This window comes from Streptomyces sp. CA189 (genome assembly GCF_056428985.1).
On sequence record NZ_JBWJVM010000021.1, the window covers coordinates 37,149 to 57,652 of the forward strand.

Below are 20,504 nucleotides of genomic sequence, written 5' to 3' on the forward strand. Positions count from 1 at the left end.
TCCACCGACGGGGCGGGGTCACATCCGTGCCACGGCACGGATGTGACCCCGCGGACCGCCGCCGCGACCACCCGACCCATCCACACGATTCCGGGGGAACACTGATGCTGCGGGTACTGGGACTCGACGCGGGGACGGAGTCCGTCTACCGGCTCATGCTCGAACACCCCTCCTGGGGGATCGACCGTCTCGCCGAGGCGCTGGGCGCGAGCCGGGCGGCCGTGGCGAGCGCCCTGGACCGCCTCGCGGACCTCGCGCTGCTGCGCTCCTCCGTGGCCGGCACGGCGGATGCGGCCGATCCGGGCAGTGCGGCCGGTCCGGTCGGTGTCGCCGGGGCGGCCGGTGCCTCGGAACGCGCCGCCGGCGCCGGCACCCTGCGTCTGGTCCCGCCCCAGGCCGGCCTGTCGGCGCTGCTGGCGCGGCGGGAGGAAGAACTGCGGCGCACCCAGCTCGAAGTGGACGCCGGACGCGCGGCGGTGGCGGACCTGCTCGCCGATTACGCCGCCCTCGGCCGGGAGAGTGCCACCGGCGCGGTGGAGCGGTTCGCCGGCGCCGACGCCGTGCGCCGGCGCCTGGAGGAGTTCGTGCTCGACTCCACCACCGACCTCTGCGTCCTCGCCCCCACCGGCACCGGGGAGAGCACCCCTTGGGACCTCGACGTATCCCTCTACGAGGAACCGCTCGCCCGCGGCCTGCGCGTCCGGGTGCTCCACCTGGACAGCACGTCCGGATCCCCGGAGCGGCGCCGAGCGATGAACAGGCTGGCCCTGGCCGGCGCCGAGATCCGCACCGTTCCCTCCCTGCCCATGCACATGCGCATCGCCCAGGGGGAGTGCGCCGTCCTGCCGACGCCCTCGCACGAGAGCGGGCAGGGCGCGGCCGTCATCCGCGAGCCGGGTGCCCTGGCGGGGCTGGGCGCGCTGTTCTCCTACCTGTGGGACGAGGGCACACCGCTGGCGCAGGAGGCGGGCAACTCCGAGGTGGGCACGGGCTATTCGGCGCAGGAGCGCGCCCTGCTCCGCTTCCTGGCGGACGGCCTGACGGACGAGGCGGTGGCCCGAAAACTCGGCATCTCCCTGCGCAGCGAACGCCGCATGATCTCCAGCCTGTCGGAGCGCTTCGGCACGCACAGCCGCTTCCAGCTGGGCCTTCGGGCCGCCCAGCGCGGTCTGCTGTGAGCGTCCCGCCTGACACGAAACTGCCAGGCGAATTCCCTGCCAAACGAAAAGCATGACAACCGTCCGACGGGCATGCCAAGCTCATTCTCAGAACGAACCGGAAAGCAGCCACAAGCCGCTGACGGTCTTACTGAAGCCCCCCTTCGGTAGACATTGCTGAATACCCTTTCAGCGCCCCCTCCTACACAAAGGAATGGCCATATGGAGAACGAGAAGAACCTGGTCATGGAGATCCTCGAGGACGACAACTTCGACTTCGATGCCGAGTTCTCCCCGCGCCAGGACGTCGGCCACTGAGGCCCGCTACGTCACGCGGCCGGTCGTCCGAGAGGACACCGGCCGCGTCGGCCTATCTACCCTGATTTCCCCGGACAGCGGTGACTTTGATGAGCAGCCAGAGCAGCCAGAGCAGCCAGACCAGCCAGGTCCGTCAGGTCCGTCGGGTCCGTCAGACGACCATCGACGCAGAGAAGTGGAAGGCGTTCACGGCCGCGCAGGCCCCGGACTTCACCTCGACGTCCTTCCTGCCCGCCCTCGTCACCGATCCCGGTCACATCGGCCGGCTGATCGACGACAGCCTCCGCACAGCCACCCGCACCGCCCCGGGTGACCTGCGGCTGCGGGCCTTCCGGCCCGGAGCGTTCGACTACGCGCTGACGAAGCGGTTCATCGACTCGCCCCTGGCCCCCGGTGAGAGCGCCGTCGAATGGCTCGCCCGTACCGCCGGCAGCCCCGAGGCCTGCCTGGCCGTCAACGACGTCTCCTCCTGGAACCTGCCGCTCGCGGAATGGGTCGCCGCCCTCCTGCGGGACGTCGTCGTCGAGGGTGTCCACGAACTCCCCTCCGGAACCGACGTGTACACCTTCGTGGCCGACGCGGGGTGGACCCCGTTCGGTATCCACAAGGACGCGGAGCCGTCGCTCATCTTCCATCTCGGCCCCTCGCCCAAGGAAGTGTGGGTCTGGCAGGAGAACCCCTTCGACGCCTCCGGGATAACCCCGAGCCCTTCCTTCGGGCGTATCACCTTCGACATCGAGCAGCACCTCGGTACTGCGGAGCGCTTCGTACTCCAGCCCGGAGATTTCCTCTGCATACCGAAGGACACGTACCACGTGTTCCGCAATCTCGGTCCCTCCGCCTTTCTCGGCCTCACCCTTTATCCGGTGAAAGCCCGCTCACTCGTCACCGAGGCCCTGTGGCGCTCCGCTGCCGCGTTCGACGCGCCCGCGCTCGCCGACTACCCCACCGGCCGGCAGGTCGCCGACTGGGCCCGGGACCTGTTCGCGGACGCGGCCGGCTCCGCCGACGCCCTCCCGCTCGCCGACCGGATCGCCGACGAACTCGCCCTCGGCGGGCTGCGGCTGCGCACCACCGGGCGGCTCAGCCGCCCGCATCCGGCCGCGCTGCCGGCCGACGGCCCCGCTGACGGCCTCCTGCTGCGCTGGACCCAGCCCGGCGCCGTCGCCGCGGCGCGCACCGCCTCCGGCGCCGTCCTCGTCGTGCGCGGCCGTTCCCTGCCCGTCCCCGACGGGCTCGACTTCACCTCACTGGAGCAGGCGACCCGCTCCACGCAGCCGTTCACCCTCGCCGGGCTCGCCGAACGGCTCCCGGCGGGCCTGGACGCCGCCCGCCGCTCCGCGCTGGCCCGCCGGCTCTACCTGCTGGGGGCGGTGACGGCGGCATGAGCGGCTTCGACGCCTTCGCCTATGCCCAGCACCTGCTGAGCGCCCTCGGCGGACCCGACGCCCTGCCCCCGGCTTCCGGCGTCCGTCTGTACTCCCCGTCCGAGTACCCAGCCGAGTCCCCAGCCGCCGGCCCCGACGAAGCCGCCGTCGCCCTGCTGGCAGGCGTCTGGTCCGCCCTGGCCCGCCCCGGCGCGCTGGCCTCCAACTTCCGCCTCGTCGAGTCGGGCCGCCAGGTCGACCGCAGCCGCTGGATGCGCTCGCGCGTCGGAGACGGCGAGGTCCTGCACACCACCCTGGTGCCCGCCTACCTGCACCGTGCGATCGAGCGCGGCGCCACCCTCGTCATCAGCCACATCGAGGCCCTGGACGAGCGCGTGATGCTGCTGTGCGAGGCCATCGAGTACCAGCTCCACGCACGGGCCTGGGTCAACTGCTACATCACCGCGGGCGACGCCTCCGCCTTCGACGTCCACTCGGACGACCACGACGCCCTGATCCTGCAGCTCCTCGGCCGCAAGCACTGGCAGGTCGACACCCGCGTCGGCGACCGCTCCCGCGACCTGGCCCCCGACAGCCTGGACCGGGTCCTGGAGCCCGGCATGTGCCTGTCCGTGCCACGCGACACCGCCCACTGCGTCTCGGGCACCGGCGAGCTCACCGTCCACCTCACCATCGGCTACGAGCCCTTCGCCGATCTGCGCGAAGAGGCCCTCGCCGCCCACGAACTCCTCGGCACCAGCGCCGCCGAGCCGGACCCGGAATGGCTCGCCACCCGCCTGGCCATGCGGCCCGACCGGCGCGTCGGCGTCTCCCTGCCCTCCGTCCTGACCGGCGAGGTCGGCGATCGCACCCGCATCCGCTGGGCGAGCCGCTTCCCGCCGAAGATCCGACCCGCCGACGACTGCCTCGTGGTCCTCACCATGGGCCGCCGCATCCGGCTCGACCGCCGCCTGGAACCCACGATCGGCCTGCTCGCCCGCGGCTCCGCCCTGACCTGGCACGAGCTGGCCGCCCAGAGCGACCTCCCCGCCGCCGACCTGCGTGAGCTGATCCGCTTCGGCGCGCGCAACGACTTCCTCATCTGCGAAGGGTGACCGTGTCCACGACCGTCCGACTCAAGGACAAGACCGCGATCCTGCGGGAACGGCGCTTCGCCACGTTCTTCGCGGGAAACGTCGTCTCCAAGATCGGTGACGCGGCCGTCCCCGTAGCCTTCGCCCTGGCCGCGTACCAGGTGTCCGGCTCCGGCGCGGGCATCACCTGGGTGCTGCTCTCGCTGTGGGGCGCCCGGTTCCTCATGGTCGCCGCCGGCGGCCGCGTCGCCGACCGGTACGACCGGATCAAGGTGATGATGGGCGCGGACGTGCTGCGCCTCGTCGCCCAGGGCTCTCTGGCCCTGCTGTTCGCCGGACTGCTGCCCGTCGAGAGCTGGCACCTGTGCCTGTCCGCGGCCGTCTACGGCGTCGGCACGGCCCTCTACATCCCCGCCCAGATCGGCCTGACACCCGAACTCGTCCCCGAGGAGCGGCTCCAGGACGCCAACGGCCTGCTGTCCCTCGTCGCCGACGTCGCGTTCCTGCTGGGCCCCGTACTGGCCGGCGTGCTGATGACCACCGTCGGCTTCACCTGGGTGCTGTGGCTCGATGTCGCGTCCTTCGCCGTCAACCTCGTCCTGCTGCTGCGGCTGTCGCGCGTCCACACCCCGGCGCGCCGGGCGCGGGGCGCCGCCGTCCCCGCCGCCGCCGACAGCGAGGACACCCGTTTCCGCGCCGGTCTCGCGGTCATGGCCCGGTACCCGTGGTTCGGCTTCGGCATGGCCCTGTGGTTCCTCGTCTCCCTCGGCATCGGCCTGACCGCCGTCGCAGGCCCCGTCATCGCGGTCGACTCCCTCGGCGGCGGCGGCGCCTGGTCGGTCCTCGCGACCTGCCTCGCCGTCGGCTCCCTGCTCGGTTCCCTCACCGTGATCTCGGCGTCGAAGCAGCACCCCTGGAAGGCCGCCGCGGTCGTCGTCACCCTCGGTGCCGTCCTGCAGTTCACCACCCTGACCCTGCGCGACCACCTGCCGACCGCGGTCATCGCGGCCTCGTTCGTGCTGTGCGCCCTGACCACCGCCGCCTGCGGCATCGTCTGGGACACCGCCTACCAGAGCGAGATCCCCGAGCGTTACCTCTCCCGCGTCGGCTCCGTGGACAACTTCGTCAACGCCGTCGGAGTACCTCTCGGCATGCTCGTCGGCGGCCTCTTCACCGACCACTACGACGTGGTCCTCCTCGTGCTCTCCCTCCTCCTCGTGCTGCTCGGTCTCCCGGCCGCCCGTCTGGCCGGCCGGGGAAGGAAGGCAACCCCATGAACCTCGCCAGCGTCCTCGACGTGCCGGCGACCGGCGCCGCCGCGCACCTCCACTCCCGCGGCGACCGCTTCGTCGTCATCGACGACCTGCTGCCCCAGGCCGACTTCGCCACGGTGACCGCCGAGTTCGCCGCCCTGCGCCTGAAGCCCGTCCTGTCGACCATCGACCCGGTCTACGACGGCTTCGCCTACCGCGCCGGCTCGGACAAGCAGCCGCTCGCCGCCGCCACCGCCGACGCCCCGCGCTGGCAGCGCGCCGTCAAGGAACAGGTCACCGCGCACCTGGACGTCGTAGCCGCCCGCGAGGACGACGACAGCCTCGCCCTCAGCTTCAGCGCCTGGGGCTACCCGGCGGGCTCCCGCCTCAGCTGGCACAACGACGCGGGCGCCGGCCGAGTGGGCGCGTTCGTCTACTTCGCCCACCAGAACTGGGACGCGAGCTGGGGCGGCGCCCTCGCTCTGATCGACGAGGAGTCCCGCCCCGAGGCCGGCGACGGCGCCGCCCTCGTCCACGGCCCCGTCCACCCCACGCTGATCCTGCCGCGGCCCAACCGCCTCGTCGTCTTCCGCTCCCACACCATGCACGCCGTCCAGCGCGTCGACTCCGCCGCCGGCGACCGGCTGCGCCGGACCTGGACCGGCTTCATCACCGAGGGAAACACCCATGACTGACACGCTCACCGCCCCCGCCTCCCTCGAACGACTCGGCTGGAACTCCGCCGACGAGGACCGCTGGACCGGGCCGGGCGCCCCCGCCCGCGTGGTCGTCAACCACGGATCGGTGTGCGAGGTCCTGCTCACCGCGGCCGACGGACGGCTCGTCCAGCACAGCGCGACCACCGCACCCCAGCTGCCCGCCACCCCCGTCGCCGGTGACTGGGTCGAACTCGGCGCCGACGGCCGCATCCACGCCGTCGCCACCCGCCGCGCCGTCCTGAGCCGCGCGGGCGCCGCCGGCAGCGGGCCCCAGGTCATGGCGGCCAACATCGACACCGTCCTGATGGTCGTCCCGCTCGACGGCGGCCTCAACGCCAAGATGGTGGAGCGCCTCTCCGTCATGGGCTGGGAGAGCGGAGCCCAGCCGGTGCTCGTCCTGTCCAAGAGCGACCGGACCCGTGACGAGGGCGCCGAGGACGCGGCCGCCGCCGAACTCCTCAGCCCCGGCGTCCCCGTACTGCCCGTCAGCGTCCACACCGGCCAGGGCCTCGACACCCTGCGCACCTGGCTCGGTCCCGGCACCACCGCCGTCATGCTCGGCCCCTCCGGCGCGGGCAAGACCTCGCTGCTCAACGCACTCGAAGGCACCCACGAGGCGGTCACCGAGGTCGGCCGCGCGGGCGGCCGCCACACCACCACCACCCGCCGCCTGCACCTCCTCGGCTCCGGCGGAGTCCTCCTCGACATCCCCGGCATCCGCTCCCTCGAGGTCGCCGCGAGCCGCGAGTCCGTCGACGACGTCTTCGCCGACCTCGCGGCCTTCGCCCGGCGGTGCCAGTACGGCGACTGCGGCCACGACGGCGACGGCGGCTGCGCCGTCGAGGAGGCCGTCCGCACCGGCGGCCTGCCGTCCGCCCGCCTCGCCAACTGGCGCAAGCTCCAGGGCGAGATCGCCTACCGGGAACGCCGCGAGGACCCCTCCGCCATGGCCGACATCCGGCGCCAGTGGAAGGCCGTCAGCAAGCAGGCCCGCCGGGGCCGCCGGGGCTGATCCGGGCGGTCCCGCGCGGGCCAGGCAAGATCCGAAAGAGACGGCCTACTTCGGGTCGCTGTTGAACTTCGAGGTCGACCAGAAGTAGCCGAGCACGGTGAGACCCACGCACCAGGCGACGGCGAGCCACCCGTTGTGGCCGATCTCGCTGCCGAGCAGCAGGCCCCGCAGGGTTTCGATGGCGGGCGTGAAGGGCTGGTACTCGGCGACCGGCTGGAACCAGCCGGGCATGGAGTCCACCGGGACGAAGGCGCTCGAGATGAGCGGCAGGAAGATGAGCGGCATCGCGTTGTTACTGGCGGCCTCGGCGTTCGGGCTGATCAGGCCCATGCCGACCGCGATCCAGGTGAGCGCCAGGGCGAAGAGCACGAGCAGCCCGAACGCCGCGAGCCATTCCAGGGCCGTGGCATCCGTGGAGCGGAAGCCGATGGCCACGCCGACGGCCCCGACGAGGACCACGCTCATCACGCACTGCAGCACGCTGCCGACGACGTGCCCGATGAGCACCGACGGGCGGTGGATCGCCATGGTGCGGAAGCGGGCGATGATGCCCTCGGTCATGTCGTTGGAGACGGAGACCGCGGTGCCGATCGTGGTGCTGCCGATGGTCATCAGCAGGAGCCCCGGGACGAGATAGGCGATGTACGCGGAGCGGTCCGCGCCGCCGCCGCCGATGCCCGCGCTCATCACGTCCCCGAAGAGGTAGACGAAGAGCAGGAGCAGCATGACCGGGGTGAGCAGCAGGTTCAGGGTGAGGGACGGGTAGCGCCGGGCGTGCAGGAGGTTGCGGCGCAGCATCGTGGAGGAATCGCGCAGGGCGAAGGAGAGAGAGCTCATCGGACAGCCTCCTTGGGCTGGTTGGCGGCTGCGGCGCCACCGGTCAGGGCGAAGAACACGTCGTCGAGGTCGGGCATGTGCACGGTCAGCTCGTCCGCCTCGATGCCGGCGGCGTCGAGCCGGTCGAGGACGGAGCGCAGGTCGCGCTGGCTGCCGTCGCTGGGGATCTGCAGCGCCAGGGCTTCGTCGTCCCGGGTGACCTCGCCGAGCGCGGCGGCGGCGGACCGGTACGCGGCCGGGTCGGAGAACCGCAGTCGTACGTGGCCTCCGGGGATCAGCCGTTTCAGCTCCTCCGCGGTGCCCTCGGCGGCGATCCGTCCGTCGTTCAGCACCGCGATGCGGTCGGCGAGTTCGTCGGCCTCCTCCAGGTACTGGGTGGTGAGGAAGACGGTGACGCCACCGGTGACGAGTTCGCGGATGATCTGCCACATGTTGTGGCGGGAGCGGGGGTCGAGGCCCGTGGTCGGTTCGTCGAGGAAGATGATCCGCGGGGTGCCGACCAGCGTCATCGCGATGTCCAGGCGGCGCTTCATGCCGCCGGAGTAGGTGGAGGCGGGCTTCTGCGCCGCGTCCGTGAGGTCGAAGCGCTCCAGCAGCTCGGCGGTGACCCGCCGCCCCTCCCGCTTGGACAGGTGGTGCAGGTCGGCCATGAGGAGCATGTTCTCCTCCCCGGTGATCAGCCCGTCGACGGCGGAGAACTGGCCGGTGACGCCGATCGCGGCGCGCACCCCGTCCGGGGAGCCGGCGACGTCGTGGCCCGCGACCCGGGCCTGTCCGCCGTCGGCGCCGATGAGCGTGGAGAGGATCTTCACGACGGTGGTCTTGCCGGCACCGTTCGGGCCGAGCAGCGCGAACACGGACCCGGCCGGAATGCTCAGGTCGATGCCGTCGAGCACGGTCTTGTCACCGTAGGACTTGCGCAGACCGGTGGTGGAGACGGCGGCCGGCGACGGGTGACCGTCGCCCTGTCGTGATGTGGGCATGACAGAAGAAGGCATGAGGCCCTCCATTCGAAGGCTGAAGTGACGGGGGGGGAGAGGGAGGGAGGGGAACCGGAGCTCGATCAGGCCCTGGCGCGGCGGACGTCGATGTTGCCGTACTTCGTGCGGGCGCGGACCTTGACGGTGTCCGCGGTCCCCTCCGGGCTCCCCGACGCGGTGAGGGTGTTGCGCACCTGGCCGGAGCCCGAGCTGACGTCGAGCCAGGCGGCCGTGCCCTCGCGGACGCCGACCTCGATGGCCCCGTAGGAGGTCTCCAACTCGACGGTGCCGCGCGCCACTTCACCCACCCGCAGAGTGCCGTGGGCGGTCTTGGCGGTGACCGAGTCCTCGGCGCGCACGATCTCGATGTCACCGTTGGCACCGCTCACCCGCAGCTCGCCGGTCGCGGCGCCGACGGTCGTGGTGCCGTGCGAGTTCTTCAGGACGGCGGGGCCGTCGACGAAGCCGAGGCGCAGGCTGCCGGAGCTGGTGGTGATCTCGGTCGCGCCCTCGGCCCGGTCCACGGTGATCGAGCCGTGCGACGCGGTCAGCTTGAGCGGGCCGGTCGTGTCGAGGCGGACGTCGCCGGACGAGGTCTTCACCCGGACCTCGCCGAGCCGGCCCTCGCCGAGCACCTGGGTCCAGGAGCCGGTCGTGTCGACGTGCGAGCCGGTGGGCAGTTCGATCGTCACGTCGACGATGCCGGGGCGGCCGAACGGATTGGACTTGGGCGTCCTGACGCTCAGCGCGCCACTGGCGAACGCGACCTCGGTCTGCTCGGCCGCCCGGACGTCCTTGTCCCGCTTCGGGTCGCGGGGCCGCACCGCGACGACGGTGTCGAGGCGGTCGCCCGCGGTGAACTGGATGGAGCCGGCCTCCACGTGCGCGGTGACCGAGATCGCTCCGGAGGTGTCGAAAGTAGGCATGACTGTCCCGTCCTCTTGGGTCTTCAGGGCGTCCCCGCTGGTGGGACGTGGTGTGGGCGAACTGATGCGGTGCGGTTGGCCAGGCGCCGGGGCGGTCTAGCGCACCCAGCCGGTGAAGCTCTGTCCCACGCTCTGGGCCTTCTCCGGCGTCCGGGGCCGGGTGCCGCCGTCGACCGCCGCCGACACGGCGCGCACCAGCCACGCGTTGACCGACAGCCCCTCGCGGTTCGCGGCCTCCTCGGCGCGGGCCTTGAGGTGGGCCGGCAGCCGCAGGTTGACGCGGGCGGTGCCGCCCTCGTCGCCGTCGGCGGGCGCCTGGGCCGCGAGCGGCTCGGCGTAGGCCGGGGCGGCCGGCTCCGCGGCGGGGGCGCGGCCCTCGGTGGAGGGCAGCATCACCACGAACTCGGGGTCCAGCCCGCGCAGTCGTACGTCGACCGAGCCGGGGGCGAGTTCGCGGGTGATCTCGTCCATCGCGGCGGAGAGCACGTTGAGCAGGGTCAGCCGGGTCGCCGACTCCAGCGGAGCGGTGAGCCTCTCGGCCAGCTTGCGGGCTTCGTCGCCGCCGGCCTCGGCGGCGACGGCGAGCTCTTGGCGGAGGGTGGTGACGTAGGGCGTGAGGTCCATGTCCCACAGCATGGCACAGCCATGGCGCCATGTCGAGCCAATGTGGCACCACTCTGCGGCGTGGTGGTGTCGCCGCATACAAACATGCTGGTCAGAGCGATGGCGCCACAGTGACACCAGCCGGCATCACCGCTACGCGGGGCGCGTCCCCTACCCGCCCTTCGCCCGTTCCCCGGGCTCTGCCCGGACCCCGGTCCTCACACGCCGGCCAAATCCAGCCCCGCCGGCGTTTGAGGCGCGGGGGTCCGGGGGCTGGTCCCCGGCAACGGCGCCGCACGAGGTGACGGGTCCCGGTGTCAGGACGTGGCCGCGGTCCGCCGCGCGTAGTGGCGGGCCGCCTTCGCCCGGTTCCCGCACCCCGTGCTCGTGCACCACCGCCGCGTGCCGTTGCGGCTGACGTCGTAGAACCGCAGCCCGCACGACGGGTCCGCACAACTCCGCACCCGGTCCCCCGCGGTGCTGAGCAGCCGCAGGTAGTCCGCCGCCACGAGGTACCCGAGCAGCCGGCCCGAGTCGGGCGCCTCCAGCCGTTCGACCGGCCCGGAGGCAGTGAGCAGCCGGCGGATCCGGCCCGCGTCGAGCAGCCGGTTGAAGGCGCCGAGCGCCACCGGCCCCGCGTCGGCCCGCCCGGCCACGCCGGCCAGCGCCGAACGCGCGGCCCGGGCCGCGGTCAGGGTGGCCCGGTCGGTACGCAGCTCGCCACGGGCGTACGCGGCGGCCGACCGGGAGCCGGCCAGCCAGCACGCGAGCCCGGCGGTGGAGTCCAGCAGGTCGTAGCGGCCGTACCGGTCGTGCCAGAGGGTGTTGAGGAGGTCCAGGCTGAGCGGCTCGCCGGTCAGCGGACGCGGGTCGGGCGCGGGCGCCCCCGTCCCCACGCTCACGCCCGCGGCCCGAGGGGCACGGATTCGGGACCGGCCGCGAAGGCGCAGTACGGCGACGAGCCCTCGGCCCGGTACAGCTCCACGGCCTGCGGCGCCGCGAGGATCCCCGGCAGGATCAGCTGCCACAGCCGGGTCAGGTGCCCGCGCAGCGGCCCGCAGGACCGGCCCGGGCGGTGCTCCTCGCTGCGCAGGCACACGTCCATCCCGATCAGGGAGTACACGAGCTGCGCGGCCGTCCCCCAGGGGTCGGCCGCGCCGGCCAGGGCGTCGGCCAGCTCCTCACGGACGGCATCGGTCCAGGAGACGCTGCCGTCGGGGTAGTGGACGAACTCCCGGGTCAGCCGCGCGCCCGCCCGTACGACGGGGTCGTGACCGAGCCGTCCGGCGACGGCGTGGGTCATGTCGACGGCGGTCTGCAAGGGCCGGACCCCGCGGTGCGGCACCGCGCCCAGCGCGCCGACGATCGTCTGCCGCGCCTCCGTGCGCACCGCTCTGACCAGGTCGTCCTTGGCGGGGAAGTGGTACATCAAGGCGCCCTTGGTCACGCCCGCCGCGGTGCAGATGACGGCGAGCGAGGCCCCTTCGTAGCCGTAGAGGTCGATGGCCTTGGCGGCGCCGTTGATCAGAGCCCTGCGCGTCCGCTCGGCTCGCTCCTGCTGCGCCATGGGCGCTCCTCGTGCGTAGGGGGTGGAGACGTACGGGTGGTGTGGCCAGGGGCGGGCCCGCCCGAACCACACCACCCGTACGGTCAGGCCGCGGTGCCGGCCGGGACGGAGGCCAGGCTGTCCTCGAAGCTCTTGCGGAGCTGGGCGCGGCGGAGCTTGCCGATGCCGGTCTTGGGGATCTCGGACCGGTCGACGGGCAGCAGGTGCGGCACGTCGACGCCGAGCCGCTCGCGGACCCGCTCGCGGATCCGCTCGCCCTGTTCCCCGGTGAGGGTGCCGGTGCGGGGGCTGAAGAAGACGGCGAGCTCCTCGGGGCCGCCGGGCTCGGCGGTGACGAGGGAGGCGACGGTGTACGAGGGCTCGATGAAGTCGAGTTCCTCGACGGCGGCCTCAATCTCGTGGCCGTGGTAGGCGATCTCCCCGAGCTGGATGACGTCGTCGGTGCGGCCGGTGACGGTGAGGATGCCGTTCTCGACGTACGCCAGGTCGCCGGTCTTGAACCAGCCGTCGTCCGTGAAGGACTGCCGGTTCTGCACGGGGTTGTCGTAGTACCCGGAGGTGATGGTCGAACCGGTGACCTGGAGGCGGCCGGTGACGCCCCACGGCACGAGGGCGCCGTGCTCGTCGACGACCCGGATGCGGGTGCCGGGCTGCGGACGGCCGACGGGTACGTAGCGGTCGTCGCCGGCGGCGGCCTCGGTGAACTGGCAGTCGGCCACGCCCGCGGTGGTCTCGGACATGCCCCAGCCGGGGAACATGGCGGTGGCGGGCAGACCGTAGGGCGCCAGCAGGTCCAGGAAGCGGCGTACGACGCCGGAGCGGACGGCCTCGCCGCCGTTCATGATGTAGCGCAGCGGGCTGAGGTCCCAGCCGCGGCCCTCGAAGCGGTCGGCCTGGTCGTTGACGAGCACGAAGGCGAAGTTGGGCGCCCAGGTGGTGTCGGCCCGGTGGGTGGAGACGGCGTCGAGCCAGCGCAGCGGGTCTTCCAGCACCCACTGGATCTTGGCGTGGACCTGGGCGCAGCCGAGGAAGACGTCGCGCGCGTGGAACATGACGAGGCCGCCGATGTGGTCCAGCGGCATCCAGTTGAAGGTGCGGGTGCCCGCGTCGAGCTTGTTCACGCGGGAGGTGGCCGCGCTGCGCGTGAGGATGTTGCGGTGGGTGAGGCTGACGGCCTTGGGCACGCCGGTGCTGCCGGAGGTGAGCAGCAGGACGGCCGGGTCCGCGGCGTCCGGCTCGTGCCAGAAGTGGTCCGGCTCGTGGGCGGCGCGCAGGCTCGCCACGTCGCCCAGGTGGGCGGCGCCCCAGCCGGCGTCGGCGGCGACGGCGGGCGCGATCTCCTGGCCGGTGCCGGTCAGGACGCGCGGGCGGCCGTACCCGCCCCAGACGCGTTCCAGCAGGCCGGGTCCGTTGACCGCGTCGGCGCTGACGGGCAGCGGCAGGAAGCCGCCGAGGACGCAGCCCCAGAAGCCGGCGAGGAGGTCGGCGTCGTCGGCGGACTGGAGGATGATCTTCTCGCCGGTGGCGGCGCCGGAGGCGCGCAGGCCGGCCAGGACGCGCGAGGCGTCGTCGAGCAGATCGGCGTAGCTCTGGTGCGCCTCGGTGCCGTCGGCGCGGATGTACGTCACCCCGCGGCCGTCGCTCTCGGCGACGGCGCGGACGAGGGCGGCGCCGAGGTGCGCGACGCCGGGTTCGGGGGCGGGCCCGCCGTCGAGCAGCGATGTGACGGTGCCGGTCATGCCTGGTTCTCCTCTTGCTGAGCGGTGTCGGACGCGGTGTCGGCGGGGGTCGCGGTGGCCACGATGACGAGCGGGCCCCGGCCGTGGAAGGGCGCGGGCTCCTTGCGGAACCCGCCGTACTCGGCCGTGATGGTCAGTCCCGCCGCGGCCAGCAGTTCGCGCACCTCGGGCCCCGTCAGGACGGCCTGGTCGAAGAAGTTGTCGTACATGGCGACCGTGCCGTCCGCGGTGCGGACCAGCAGGGTCTCCTCGTTGCGCCAGTTCGCGGCGTGCGCGTTGATGAACTGGCGGGCGAGGCGGGTGATGAGGATCCCGTCCCGGCGGTGGTGGCCGACGCTGTTGGGCTGGAAGGAGTCCACGAAGTTCAGCAGGTGGCCGAACTCCAGGACGACCTGCCCGCCCGGGTTCAGCAGCTCGCGGACGGAGCGCAGGACGGCCGGGAGCCGGCCGCGATCCAGGTAGTTCAGCGTCATGAAGAGGCTGTACACGAGGTCGTAGCGCTCGTCGGTGCGGTACTCCTCGGCGCGGGCCTCCACGTAGGAGACGCCCTCGTCGCCGGCGGCGCGGGCGTACTCCAGGAACGCGGCGCTCTGGTCGACGCCGGTGCCGCGGTGTCCGCGCTCGCGCAGGGCGCGCAGGTTGGAGCCGGTGCCGCAGCCCAGGTCGAGTACGGTGCCCGCCTCGGGGAGCAGGGACGCGAGGAACTCCGTCTCGGCGGCGAGGTTGCGGAAGTCCTTCCGCATGATCTCGTAGTACTCACCGGGGAATTCGAAGCTCGTGCCGGTCAAATCCGTCATCCTCCTCGGATGTCAGTGCTCGTCGGTCGTCGGTGCTCGTAGTCGTCGGTGCCCGCCGCGCGGGGACGGGCCCGTCGGCGCCGTCCCGTCCCCTACGTGGGCACGGCTTCGCGCATGGTCCGGTAGCCGCGCGGGGTGAGGCCGTACCGGTCGCGGAAAAGCCGGCTGAAGTGCGAGGCCTGGTAGAGACCGGACCGTTCGCCGATCACCCCGACGGGCAGGTGTTCGAGCCGCGGGTCGCGCAGCTCCGACCGGCAGCGGGCGAGGCGCTCGTCCCGGATCCACCGGGCGGGGCTGGTCCCGTGGTCCTGGAAGATCCGCTGGAGGTAGCGCAGCGAGATGTTGTGGTGCTCGGCGACCGCCTGCGGGGTGAGGTCGGGGTCGGAGAGCCGCGCGCGGATGTGCGCCTGGATGCCGAGCATGAGGTCGTGCCGGGCCACCTCGTCCTCGGCGGCGACGTGGCGCAGTCGGTCGGCGAGGACGGCCGCGGTCAGGCCGGCCACGGTGGCGCCGACCCGGTCGACGGCGGAGTGGATCTCGGTGCCGTGGTCGTGGAGCCCGGCGAGGAGCTGGGAGAGCAGGGCGCCCGCGCCCATCCGTCCGCACCAGCCGGTGGCGGTGAGCTTCGCGGTGTCGCCGGCCGACATGCCGAGGTACCGGTGCGGGAGCTGGACCTCGACCAGGTGGAAGGGCCTGGGCAGGAGGAGGCGGTACGGGCGGCTGGTGTCGCAGCAGATGATCTGCGGGCCGCTCGCCTGGCCCCGGCGGCCGTCCTGGTGGACGTGGATCTCGCCGGCCAGCACCCGGAACACCCGCAGGGACTCGGAGGGGCCGGGGCGGATGTGCCGGCCGGGGCGTACGGCCTCGTGGGCCTCCCCGGTGACAAGGGAGATGGTGACGTCGCCGAAGTCGCGGCGGACGGTGGTCCCGTACGCGGACTCGCCGTGTGTGCGGATGACCCGCGCCGCCGTACCCGTGGCGGGCGGGGCGGGCGCGGCGAGCGGTGGACTGCGGTCCGGCACGGATGCGCTCGGCCCGCGGAGGGGCAGCATGTCCATCGTTCTCCTCGCTCCGGGAAGCGTCATGCCCTCGTGACAGGCAGGCTCATAGAAACATACCTGCATGCACGTACTCTCTCCCCATCAGATGTTCCGATGCGCAGGGTCCCACCTCGGTCCTGGTGCGTAAACAGGCCATGAACAGGCGCATTTACGCAAGCCATCCCACCGGTCCAGCGGTACAGTTGTGGATGATGACTGACCGGACAGTGCGGATACACGTGCGGTCATGGATGTGTTTTCCGAACGAGGGGTATCACGTGACGATCAAGGTCGGCATCAACGGATTCGGCCGCATCGGCCGCAGCTTCTTCCGCGCCGCCCTTCAGCGGGGCACCGGCCTGGAGGTGGTCGCCGTCAACGACCTCACCGACGCCGCGACGCTGGCTCATCTGCTCAAGTACGACAGCACCCTCGGCAAGCTCGGCCACGACGTCCGCTCCGTCGAGGGCGATCTCGTCATCGACGGGCGGACCATACGCGTGACCGCCGAGCGCGACCCGGCCAAGCTTCCGTGGGGAGAGCTGGAGGTGGACGTGGTCATCGAGTCCACCGGTGTCTTCACCGACGCGCACAAGGCCCGCGCCCACCTGGAGGCCGGTGCCCGCAAGGTCATCATCAGCGCGCCCTCGAAGAACGAGGACCTGACGATCGCCTTCGGCATCAACGACGACCTCTACGACCCGGCCGTGCACGACATCGTCTCGAACGCCTCGTGCACGACCAACTGCCTGGCCCCGCTGGCCAAGGTCCTGGACGACGCCCTCGGCATCGAGCACGGCCTGATGACCACGGTCCACGCCTACACCTCGGACCAGAACCTCCAGGACGGACCGCACAGCGACCTGCGCCGCGCCCGCTCGGCGGCGACGAACACCGTGCCGACCACCACCGGCGCCGCCAAGGCGATCGGCCTGGTCCTGCCGCAGCTCAAGGGCAAGCTCGACGGGTACGCGCTGCGCGTGCCGATCCCGACGGGCTCCGCCACCGACCTCACCGTCCGCGTCGGCCGCGCGACGACGGCCGAGGAGGTCAACGAGCTCTTCGCGAAGGCCGCCGAGGGCCCTCTCGCGGGCATCCTCGCCTACACCGACGAGCCGATCGTCTCCAGCGACATCGTCACCGACCCCGCGTCGTGCATCTTCGACTCGGGCCTGACCAAGGTGATCGGCGAGGGCCGCCAGGTCAAGATCGTCGGCTGGTACGACAACGAGTGGGGCTTCTCCAACCGTGTCGTGGACACCGCCCTGCTGATCGGCGCCCGCTGACCGGCGCCCGTCCCGACCGGAGGTTCCCGTGATCAAGACCCGCCATCACGAGGGCGAACAGGCCGTCCAGAAGCAGGCCGGCGAAGGCGGTCCCGGCTGGGGCTCGCCGATGTTCGACGACGTGATCCAGCCCGGCTTCGACCAGTACCTGATGCGCCAGCGCATGCTCTTCCTGGGCGGCGCCGACGCCACGGGCGCCATGTGGTCCTCCCTGGTCACGGGCGACCCCGGCTTCGCCCTGCCCACGAGCCCGCGCACGATCACGCTGTCCTCCCTGCCCGTGCCCGGCGATCCGCTCGCCGAAGCCTTCGCGGACCCGGCCGACATCGGACTGCTCGCCCTCGAACCGCACACGACGACCCGGATCCGGATCAACGGCGTGGCGCGGCGCGAAGGGGAGTCGCTACACATCCGCACCGAGCAGGTGCTGGGCAACTGCCCCAAGTACCTCCAGGTACGGGTCCCGGTCGCGGACGGCCCCGCCTCGGCTCCCCGGGAGCCCCGGGACGGCGACGCGCTCACGCCCGGACAGGAGAAGTGGATCACCGGGGCGGACACCTTCTTCATCGCCAGCCGGGCCGACGGCTACGGCGCGGACTCCTCACACCGGGGCGGCGACCCCGGTTTCGTCACGGTCGCGGGACCGCGCAGGCTCGTATGGCCCGACTACTTCGGCAATTCCTTCTACATGACCCTGGGCAATCTGCAGCTCAACGAGAACTGCGGACTGCTCTTCCTGGACTGGGAGTCCGGCCACACCCTGCAACTGACGGGCAAGGCACGGATCAACTGGGCCGAGGGGGACCGGGCGGACGTGCCCGGAGCCCTGCGGATGTGCGAGTTCGACATCGAGCGCGTGGTGCAGATCGACGGGGCGACCCGGCTGCGCTGGGCGTTCGGCGGTCCCTCGCCCTACAACCCGTCGGCACCGGCGCGGGGCTGAACCCCCGCAGCCCCGCGCCGTTCACCCTCCCCCGGTCGCCGTCCGGCCGTGCCGCCTCCCCCGTCGGCGCGGCCGGACGGTGTTGTACGCCCCGCCCGGCACCCTCGCCACCCTCGGCACCCTCCCCGTCCGCCCAAGGCCTCCCCCGTTTAAGGAATGCGCCATGCCCGCCACGCCCGCCACGCCCGGTCCGGACCTGCCCCGCCTGCGCGCCGACGTCTCGACGCTCCCCGCCTACGTGCCGGGCCGCGCGGCCCGTGACGAGTTCGTCGACAAGCTCTCCTCGAACGAGAACCCGTACCCGCCGCTCCCCTCGGTGATCGCCGCGGTCGAGACCTGGCTGGGCCGCCTCAACCGCTACCCCGACCCCGGCGCGGCCGAGCTCGTCGCGGAACTCTCCGGGCGCCTCGGCGTGCCCGCCGACCACCTGGTGCTGGGCACCGGCTCGGTCGGCATCACCCAGCACCTGGTCGCCGCCGCCGCGGGCCCGGGCGACGAGGTCGTCTTCGCCTGGCGCTCATTCGAGGCGTACCCGCTGCTGGCCTGGGCCGCCGGGGCCACCTCCGTACAGGTCCCGCTGCGCGACGAGACCCACGACCTGGACGCACTGGCCGACGCGGTCACCGACCGCACCCGCCTGATCTTCGTGTGCAACCCGAACAACCCCACCGGCACCGCCGTGCGCCGCGCCGAACTGGAACGCTTCCTGGACCGCGTGCCCCCACACATCCTGGTCGTCATCGACGAGGCCTACCGCGAGTTCGTCGACGCCGGCGAAGACATCCCGGACGGCGTCGACCTCTACCGGGACCGCCCCAACGTGGCGGTGCTGCGCACCTTCTCCAAGGCCTACGGACTGGCCGCGCTCCGCGTCGGCTACGCAGTGGCCCACCCGCGCGTGACGGCCGCCCTGCGCGCCTGCTCCGTGCCGCTCGGGGTGAGCGGCCCCGCCCAGGCCGCCGCCCTGGCCTCCCTGCGGGCCACGGAGGAACTCCGCGAGCGCGTGGCCGACCTGGTGGCGGAACGCGACCGCGTCAGCGCCGGCCTGCGCGCGGAGGGCTACGAGGTCCCCGACAGCCACGCCAACTTCGTCTGGCTGCGCCTCGGCTCCCGCACCTCCTACTTCGCGGACGCCTGCGAAGCGGCCGGCCTGATGGTCCGCCCCTTCGGCGAGGAGGGCGTCCGCATCACGATCGGCACCCCGGACGCGAACGACCGCCTCCTGAAGACGGCGGCCCACTGGGACCACTGAGACCCCCGGCGCAGCGCCCGGGGGTCTCAGCTGTTGACGACCCTCAGGTGCGCGGCCGGCTGGTCGCGCTCCGCTTCTATCGTCGGCGTCAGCCGGAAAACTTTCACGGGGCCGACGCTGTCCACCTCTTCGAGCCACCCGAGGGCCTCGAGCTCCTTGCGCGTCCGGGAGAAGACCGGGGCACTCATACCTGCGGTCTCGGCGAGGTCGGTGGCCTTGATCCAGACCGACCCGTCCGGCCGCTGGTCGGCAGCCGCGTACAGCATGACGACGATGCGCTGGTTCGGGTTCAGGACGCGTCCCGTGCGCTTGAGGACGTACAGCACGTCCTCGCTCCCGTGGACCTTCATGTCGCGTCTCCCTTGCTCTTCTTGCGTCCGCGGTCCCTCGGCTTCGGAATGCTCATCTCCGGGGGATTCCAGTCGGAAACCGCCTCACGATGTTCGAAGCCCGTTCCGATGAACGCAAGGTACGGGGTCGTTCGGTAGAACTTCGTACGGCCGATCCCGCCGGACTCGACCAGCAGGCGAGCTCCCTTGAGGACCTTGATGGTCTTGGAGAGGGCGCCCGCGCTCATGTTCAGTTCGGACGCGACGGCAACAGCCGTCATCTGGACCGGGCCCTGGCGCTCCTCCGTCGCGAACCAGTACCAGACCAGCACACGGAACTCCCGGTCGCTCAGACCCGAGTCGGCCGAAGCGCACCGCCTTGCCGCGTATGTGCACATAGCTAACTGACCCGTTCCCAGGAACGGGTTACCCGTTCCCAGGAACACGTTGTGGTCGACGTTTTCGCAGGTCAAGAGCGTGCAGGGGCTGCGCGTTCTTTGTACATGGAAAGGTCGTGCCCACCCACTGGCTTCCGGGGGCTGATGTCTGCCGGGTCCCGGCCCGGCAGCCGGCCGGGGCTGAGCGAATCCGTGAGCGTCGGTAATCGCGGTGACGGGCTTCGTCTGGGCACACCTTCTGTGGCCGGGGTCGTTTCCGGTTTGCCTTGGCACGGAATCGAGGTTCTCTGCGCGTACCGTCGGCCCGGCTCCAAGGACCCTGGACAACCAAGGCGCCGCACACAAGCTCTCGGGCTCGGCCGTTAAGGCGAACCTGACCGCCTCCGGACAGGCGCCCAGACCCGTCGAACCGACGTACCCGCACCTCGCTGAGACCTCTGGCCGCATTCGTCAGTGTGACGTGAAACCCGGAACCTGGCGGCTGTTCTACCGCCCCGTCGTGATCTCGATCTCGTCGGGGTCCACCCGCCCCGGGACGTCAGAAGGTGAGTGAACGTCGAACCCTGCTGATCGCGTGCTGGGCACCGGCCCCGAAGACGGCAGACTCTCGCAGCGTCCTCCACACCCGCAGGTGGGTGGCGATGCTGTCAGCGTCGTCCAGCCACATTTCGGTATGACTGCCCCCGCCTCTCAGGCCGAGCCGGCTCACGTCCCCGAACCCGTACCGGGCTGTAAGACCTGCGCCCATGAAGCGACCTTCCGGCGGGCTGCGATCAAGGCCGGTGACGAAGCCATCGTGGCCGACTGCGACACCCGGATCGGGGAGCACGGTACCGGGCACCGCCGGTGACCGCCGGGGAGCTGCGAACGAACGCGGCAGGAAGGCC

At 72.0% G+C, this 20,504-nt stretch carries 20 protein-coding genes and 1 pseudogene; 9 read left to right on the forward strand and 12 right to left on the reverse strand.

Annotated elements, in window-relative coordinates; genetic code table 11:
• Window positions 1-104 precede the first annotated feature (104 nt).
• The 6 genes from AC061S_RS18200 to rsgA all read left to right on the forward strand — a co-directional run bounded on the left by AC061S_RS18200 (window position 105) and on the right by rsgA (window position 6,920).
• Window positions 105-1,178 carry a hypothetical protein gene (locus AC061S_RS18200; protein WP_478687001.1) on the forward strand — a complete coding sequence of 358 codons (1,074 nt, stop codon included), beginning with the start codon at window positions 105-107 and terminating at the stop codon, window positions 1,176-1,178.
• Window positions 1,179-1,564: 386 nt separating this feature from the next.
• Complete coding sequence (locus AC061S_RS18205) at window positions 1,565-2,863, forward strand: cupin domain-containing protein (protein WP_478687002.1); 1,299 nt, start codon at window positions 1,565-1,567, stop codon at window positions 2,861-2,863.
• Window positions 2,860-3,957 carry a JmjC domain-containing protein gene (locus tag AC061S_RS18210; protein ID WP_478687003.1) on the forward strand — a complete coding sequence of 366 codons (1,098 nt, stop codon included), beginning with the start codon at window positions 2,860-2,862 and terminating at the stop codon, window positions 3,955-3,957. The genes AC061S_RS18205 and AC061S_RS18210 overlap by 4 nt, the downstream gene beginning before the upstream one ends.
• A 2-nt stretch (window positions 3,958-3,959) precedes the next feature.
• Window positions 3,960-5,213, forward strand: coding sequence for an MFS transporter (locus AC061S_RS18215; RefSeq protein WP_478687004.1), 1,254 nt, complete (start codon window positions 3,960-3,962; stop codon window positions 5,211-5,213).
• On the forward strand, window positions 5,210-5,884 hold the full coding sequence (locus AC061S_RS18220; RefSeq protein ID WP_478687005.1) for a 2OG-Fe(II) oxygenase: 675 nt from the start codon (window positions 5,210-5,212) through the stop codon (window positions 5,882-5,884). The genes AC061S_RS18215 and AC061S_RS18220 overlap by 4 nt, the downstream gene beginning before the upstream one ends.
• Window positions 5,877-6,920, forward strand: coding sequence for a ribosome small subunit-dependent GTPase A (gene rsgA, locus AC061S_RS18225; RefSeq protein WP_478687006.1), 1,044 nt, complete (start codon window positions 5,877-5,879; stop codon window positions 6,918-6,920). The genes AC061S_RS18220 and rsgA overlap by 8 nt, the downstream gene beginning before the upstream one ends.
• Window positions 6,921-6,965: 45 nt before the next feature.
• On the opposite strand, the gene AC061S_RS18230 is transcribed toward rsgA, so the two are convergent.
• The 9 genes from AC061S_RS18230 to AC061S_RS18270 form a co-directional block, all read right to left on the reverse strand.
• Window positions 6,966-7,757 carry an ABC transporter permease gene (locus AC061S_RS18230; RefSeq protein WP_478687007.1) on the reverse strand — a complete coding sequence of 264 codons (792 nt, stop codon included), beginning with the start codon at window positions 7,755-7,757 and terminating at the stop codon, window positions 6,966-6,968.
• Window positions 7,754-8,755 carry an ATP-binding cassette domain-containing protein gene (locus tag AC061S_RS18235; protein WP_478687008.1) on the reverse strand — a complete coding sequence of 334 codons (1,002 nt, stop codon included), beginning with the start codon at window positions 8,753-8,755 and terminating at the stop codon, window positions 7,754-7,756. The genes AC061S_RS18230 and AC061S_RS18235 overlap by 4 nt, the downstream gene beginning before the upstream one ends.
• Before the next feature lie 65 nt (window positions 8,756-8,820).
• Window positions 8,821-9,663, reverse strand: a complete 843-nt coding sequence (locus AC061S_RS18240) for a DUF4097 family beta strand repeat-containing protein (protein WP_478687009.1) — start codon at window positions 9,661-9,663, stop codon at window positions 8,821-8,823.
• Window positions 9,664-9,759: 96 nt separating this feature from the next.
• A complete protein-coding gene (locus AC061S_RS18245; RefSeq protein WP_478687010.1) occupies window positions 9,760-10,287 on the reverse strand; it encodes a toxin-antitoxin system HicB family antitoxin in 528 nt (175 codons plus the stop codon).
• A 296-nt stretch (window positions 10,288-10,583) separates the two neighbouring features.
• A complete protein-coding gene (locus AC061S_RS18250) occupies window positions 10,584-11,168 on the reverse strand; it encodes a CGNR zinc finger domain-containing protein (protein ID WP_478687011.1) in 585 nt (194 codons plus the stop codon).
• Complete coding sequence (locus tag AC061S_RS18255) at window positions 11,165-11,833, reverse strand: TetR family transcriptional regulator (RefSeq protein ID WP_478687012.1); 669 nt, start codon at window positions 11,831-11,833, stop codon at window positions 11,165-11,167. Before AC061S_RS18255 ends, AC061S_RS18250 begins: the two co-directional genes overlap by 4 nt.
• A gap of 83 nt (window positions 11,834-11,916) precedes the next feature.
• Window positions 11,917-13,572, reverse strand: coding sequence for an AMP-binding protein (locus tag AC061S_RS18260; protein WP_478687013.1), 1,656 nt, complete (start codon window positions 13,570-13,572; stop codon window positions 11,917-11,919).
• Window positions 13,569-14,369, reverse strand: a complete 801-nt coding sequence (locus AC061S_RS18265) for a class I SAM-dependent methyltransferase (RefSeq protein WP_478687014.1) — start codon at window positions 14,367-14,369, stop codon at window positions 13,569-13,571. Before AC061S_RS18265 ends, AC061S_RS18260 begins: the two co-directional genes overlap by 4 nt.
• 92 nt (window positions 14,370-14,461) lie before the next feature.
• Entirely contained in the window at window positions 14,462-15,427 is a 966-nt protein-coding gene (locus tag AC061S_RS18270; RefSeq protein WP_478687015.1) for a helix-turn-helix domain-containing protein, read from the reverse strand.
• A 260-nt stretch (window positions 15,428-15,687) separates the two neighbouring features.
• Here AC061S_RS18270 and gap point away from each other — a divergent pair, with 260 nt between their 5' ends.
• From gap to hisC, 3 genes are all read left to right on the forward strand, one after another.
• A complete protein-coding gene (gap, locus tag AC061S_RS18275) occupies window positions 15,688-16,695 on the forward strand; it encodes a type I glyceraldehyde-3-phosphate dehydrogenase (RefSeq protein WP_478687016.1) in 1,008 nt (335 codons plus the stop codon).
• A 28-nt stretch (window positions 16,696-16,723) separates the two neighbouring features.
• Complete coding sequence (locus tag AC061S_RS18280) at window positions 16,724-17,638, forward strand: pyridoxamine 5'-phosphate oxidase family protein (RefSeq protein ID WP_478687017.1); 915 nt, start codon at window positions 16,724-16,726, stop codon at window positions 17,636-17,638.
• Window positions 17,639-17,801: 163 nt separating this feature from the next.
• On the forward strand, window positions 17,802-18,890 hold the full coding sequence (gene hisC / locus AC061S_RS18285) for a histidinol-phosphate transaminase (RefSeq protein WP_478687018.1): 1,089 nt from the start codon (window positions 17,802-17,804) through the stop codon (window positions 18,888-18,890).
• Window positions 18,891-18,916: 26 nt separating this feature from the next.
• Here the strand turns inward: hisC and AC061S_RS18290 are convergent, their stop codons facing one another.
• From AC061S_RS18290 to AC061S_RS18300, 3 genes and pseudogenes are all read right to left on the reverse strand, one after another.
• Window positions 18,917-19,240: a replication initiation protein, RepL2 gene (locus AC061S_RS18290; protein ID WP_478687019.1), complete on the reverse strand. Its 324-nt coding sequence runs from the start codon at window positions 19,238-19,240 to the stop codon at window positions 18,917-18,919.
• On the reverse strand, window positions 19,237-19,551 hold the full coding sequence (locus AC061S_RS18295) for a winged helix-turn-helix domain-containing protein (protein WP_478687020.1): 315 nt from the start codon (window positions 19,549-19,551) through the stop codon (window positions 19,237-19,239). The genes AC061S_RS18290 and AC061S_RS18295 overlap by 4 nt, the downstream gene beginning before the upstream one ends.
• 604 nt (window positions 19,552-20,155) lie before the next feature.
• A pseudogene (locus AC061S_RS18300) lies at window positions 20,156-20,293 on the reverse strand (transcriptional regulator); the annotation flags it as partial.
• Window positions 20,294-20,504: the final 211 nt, after the last annotated feature.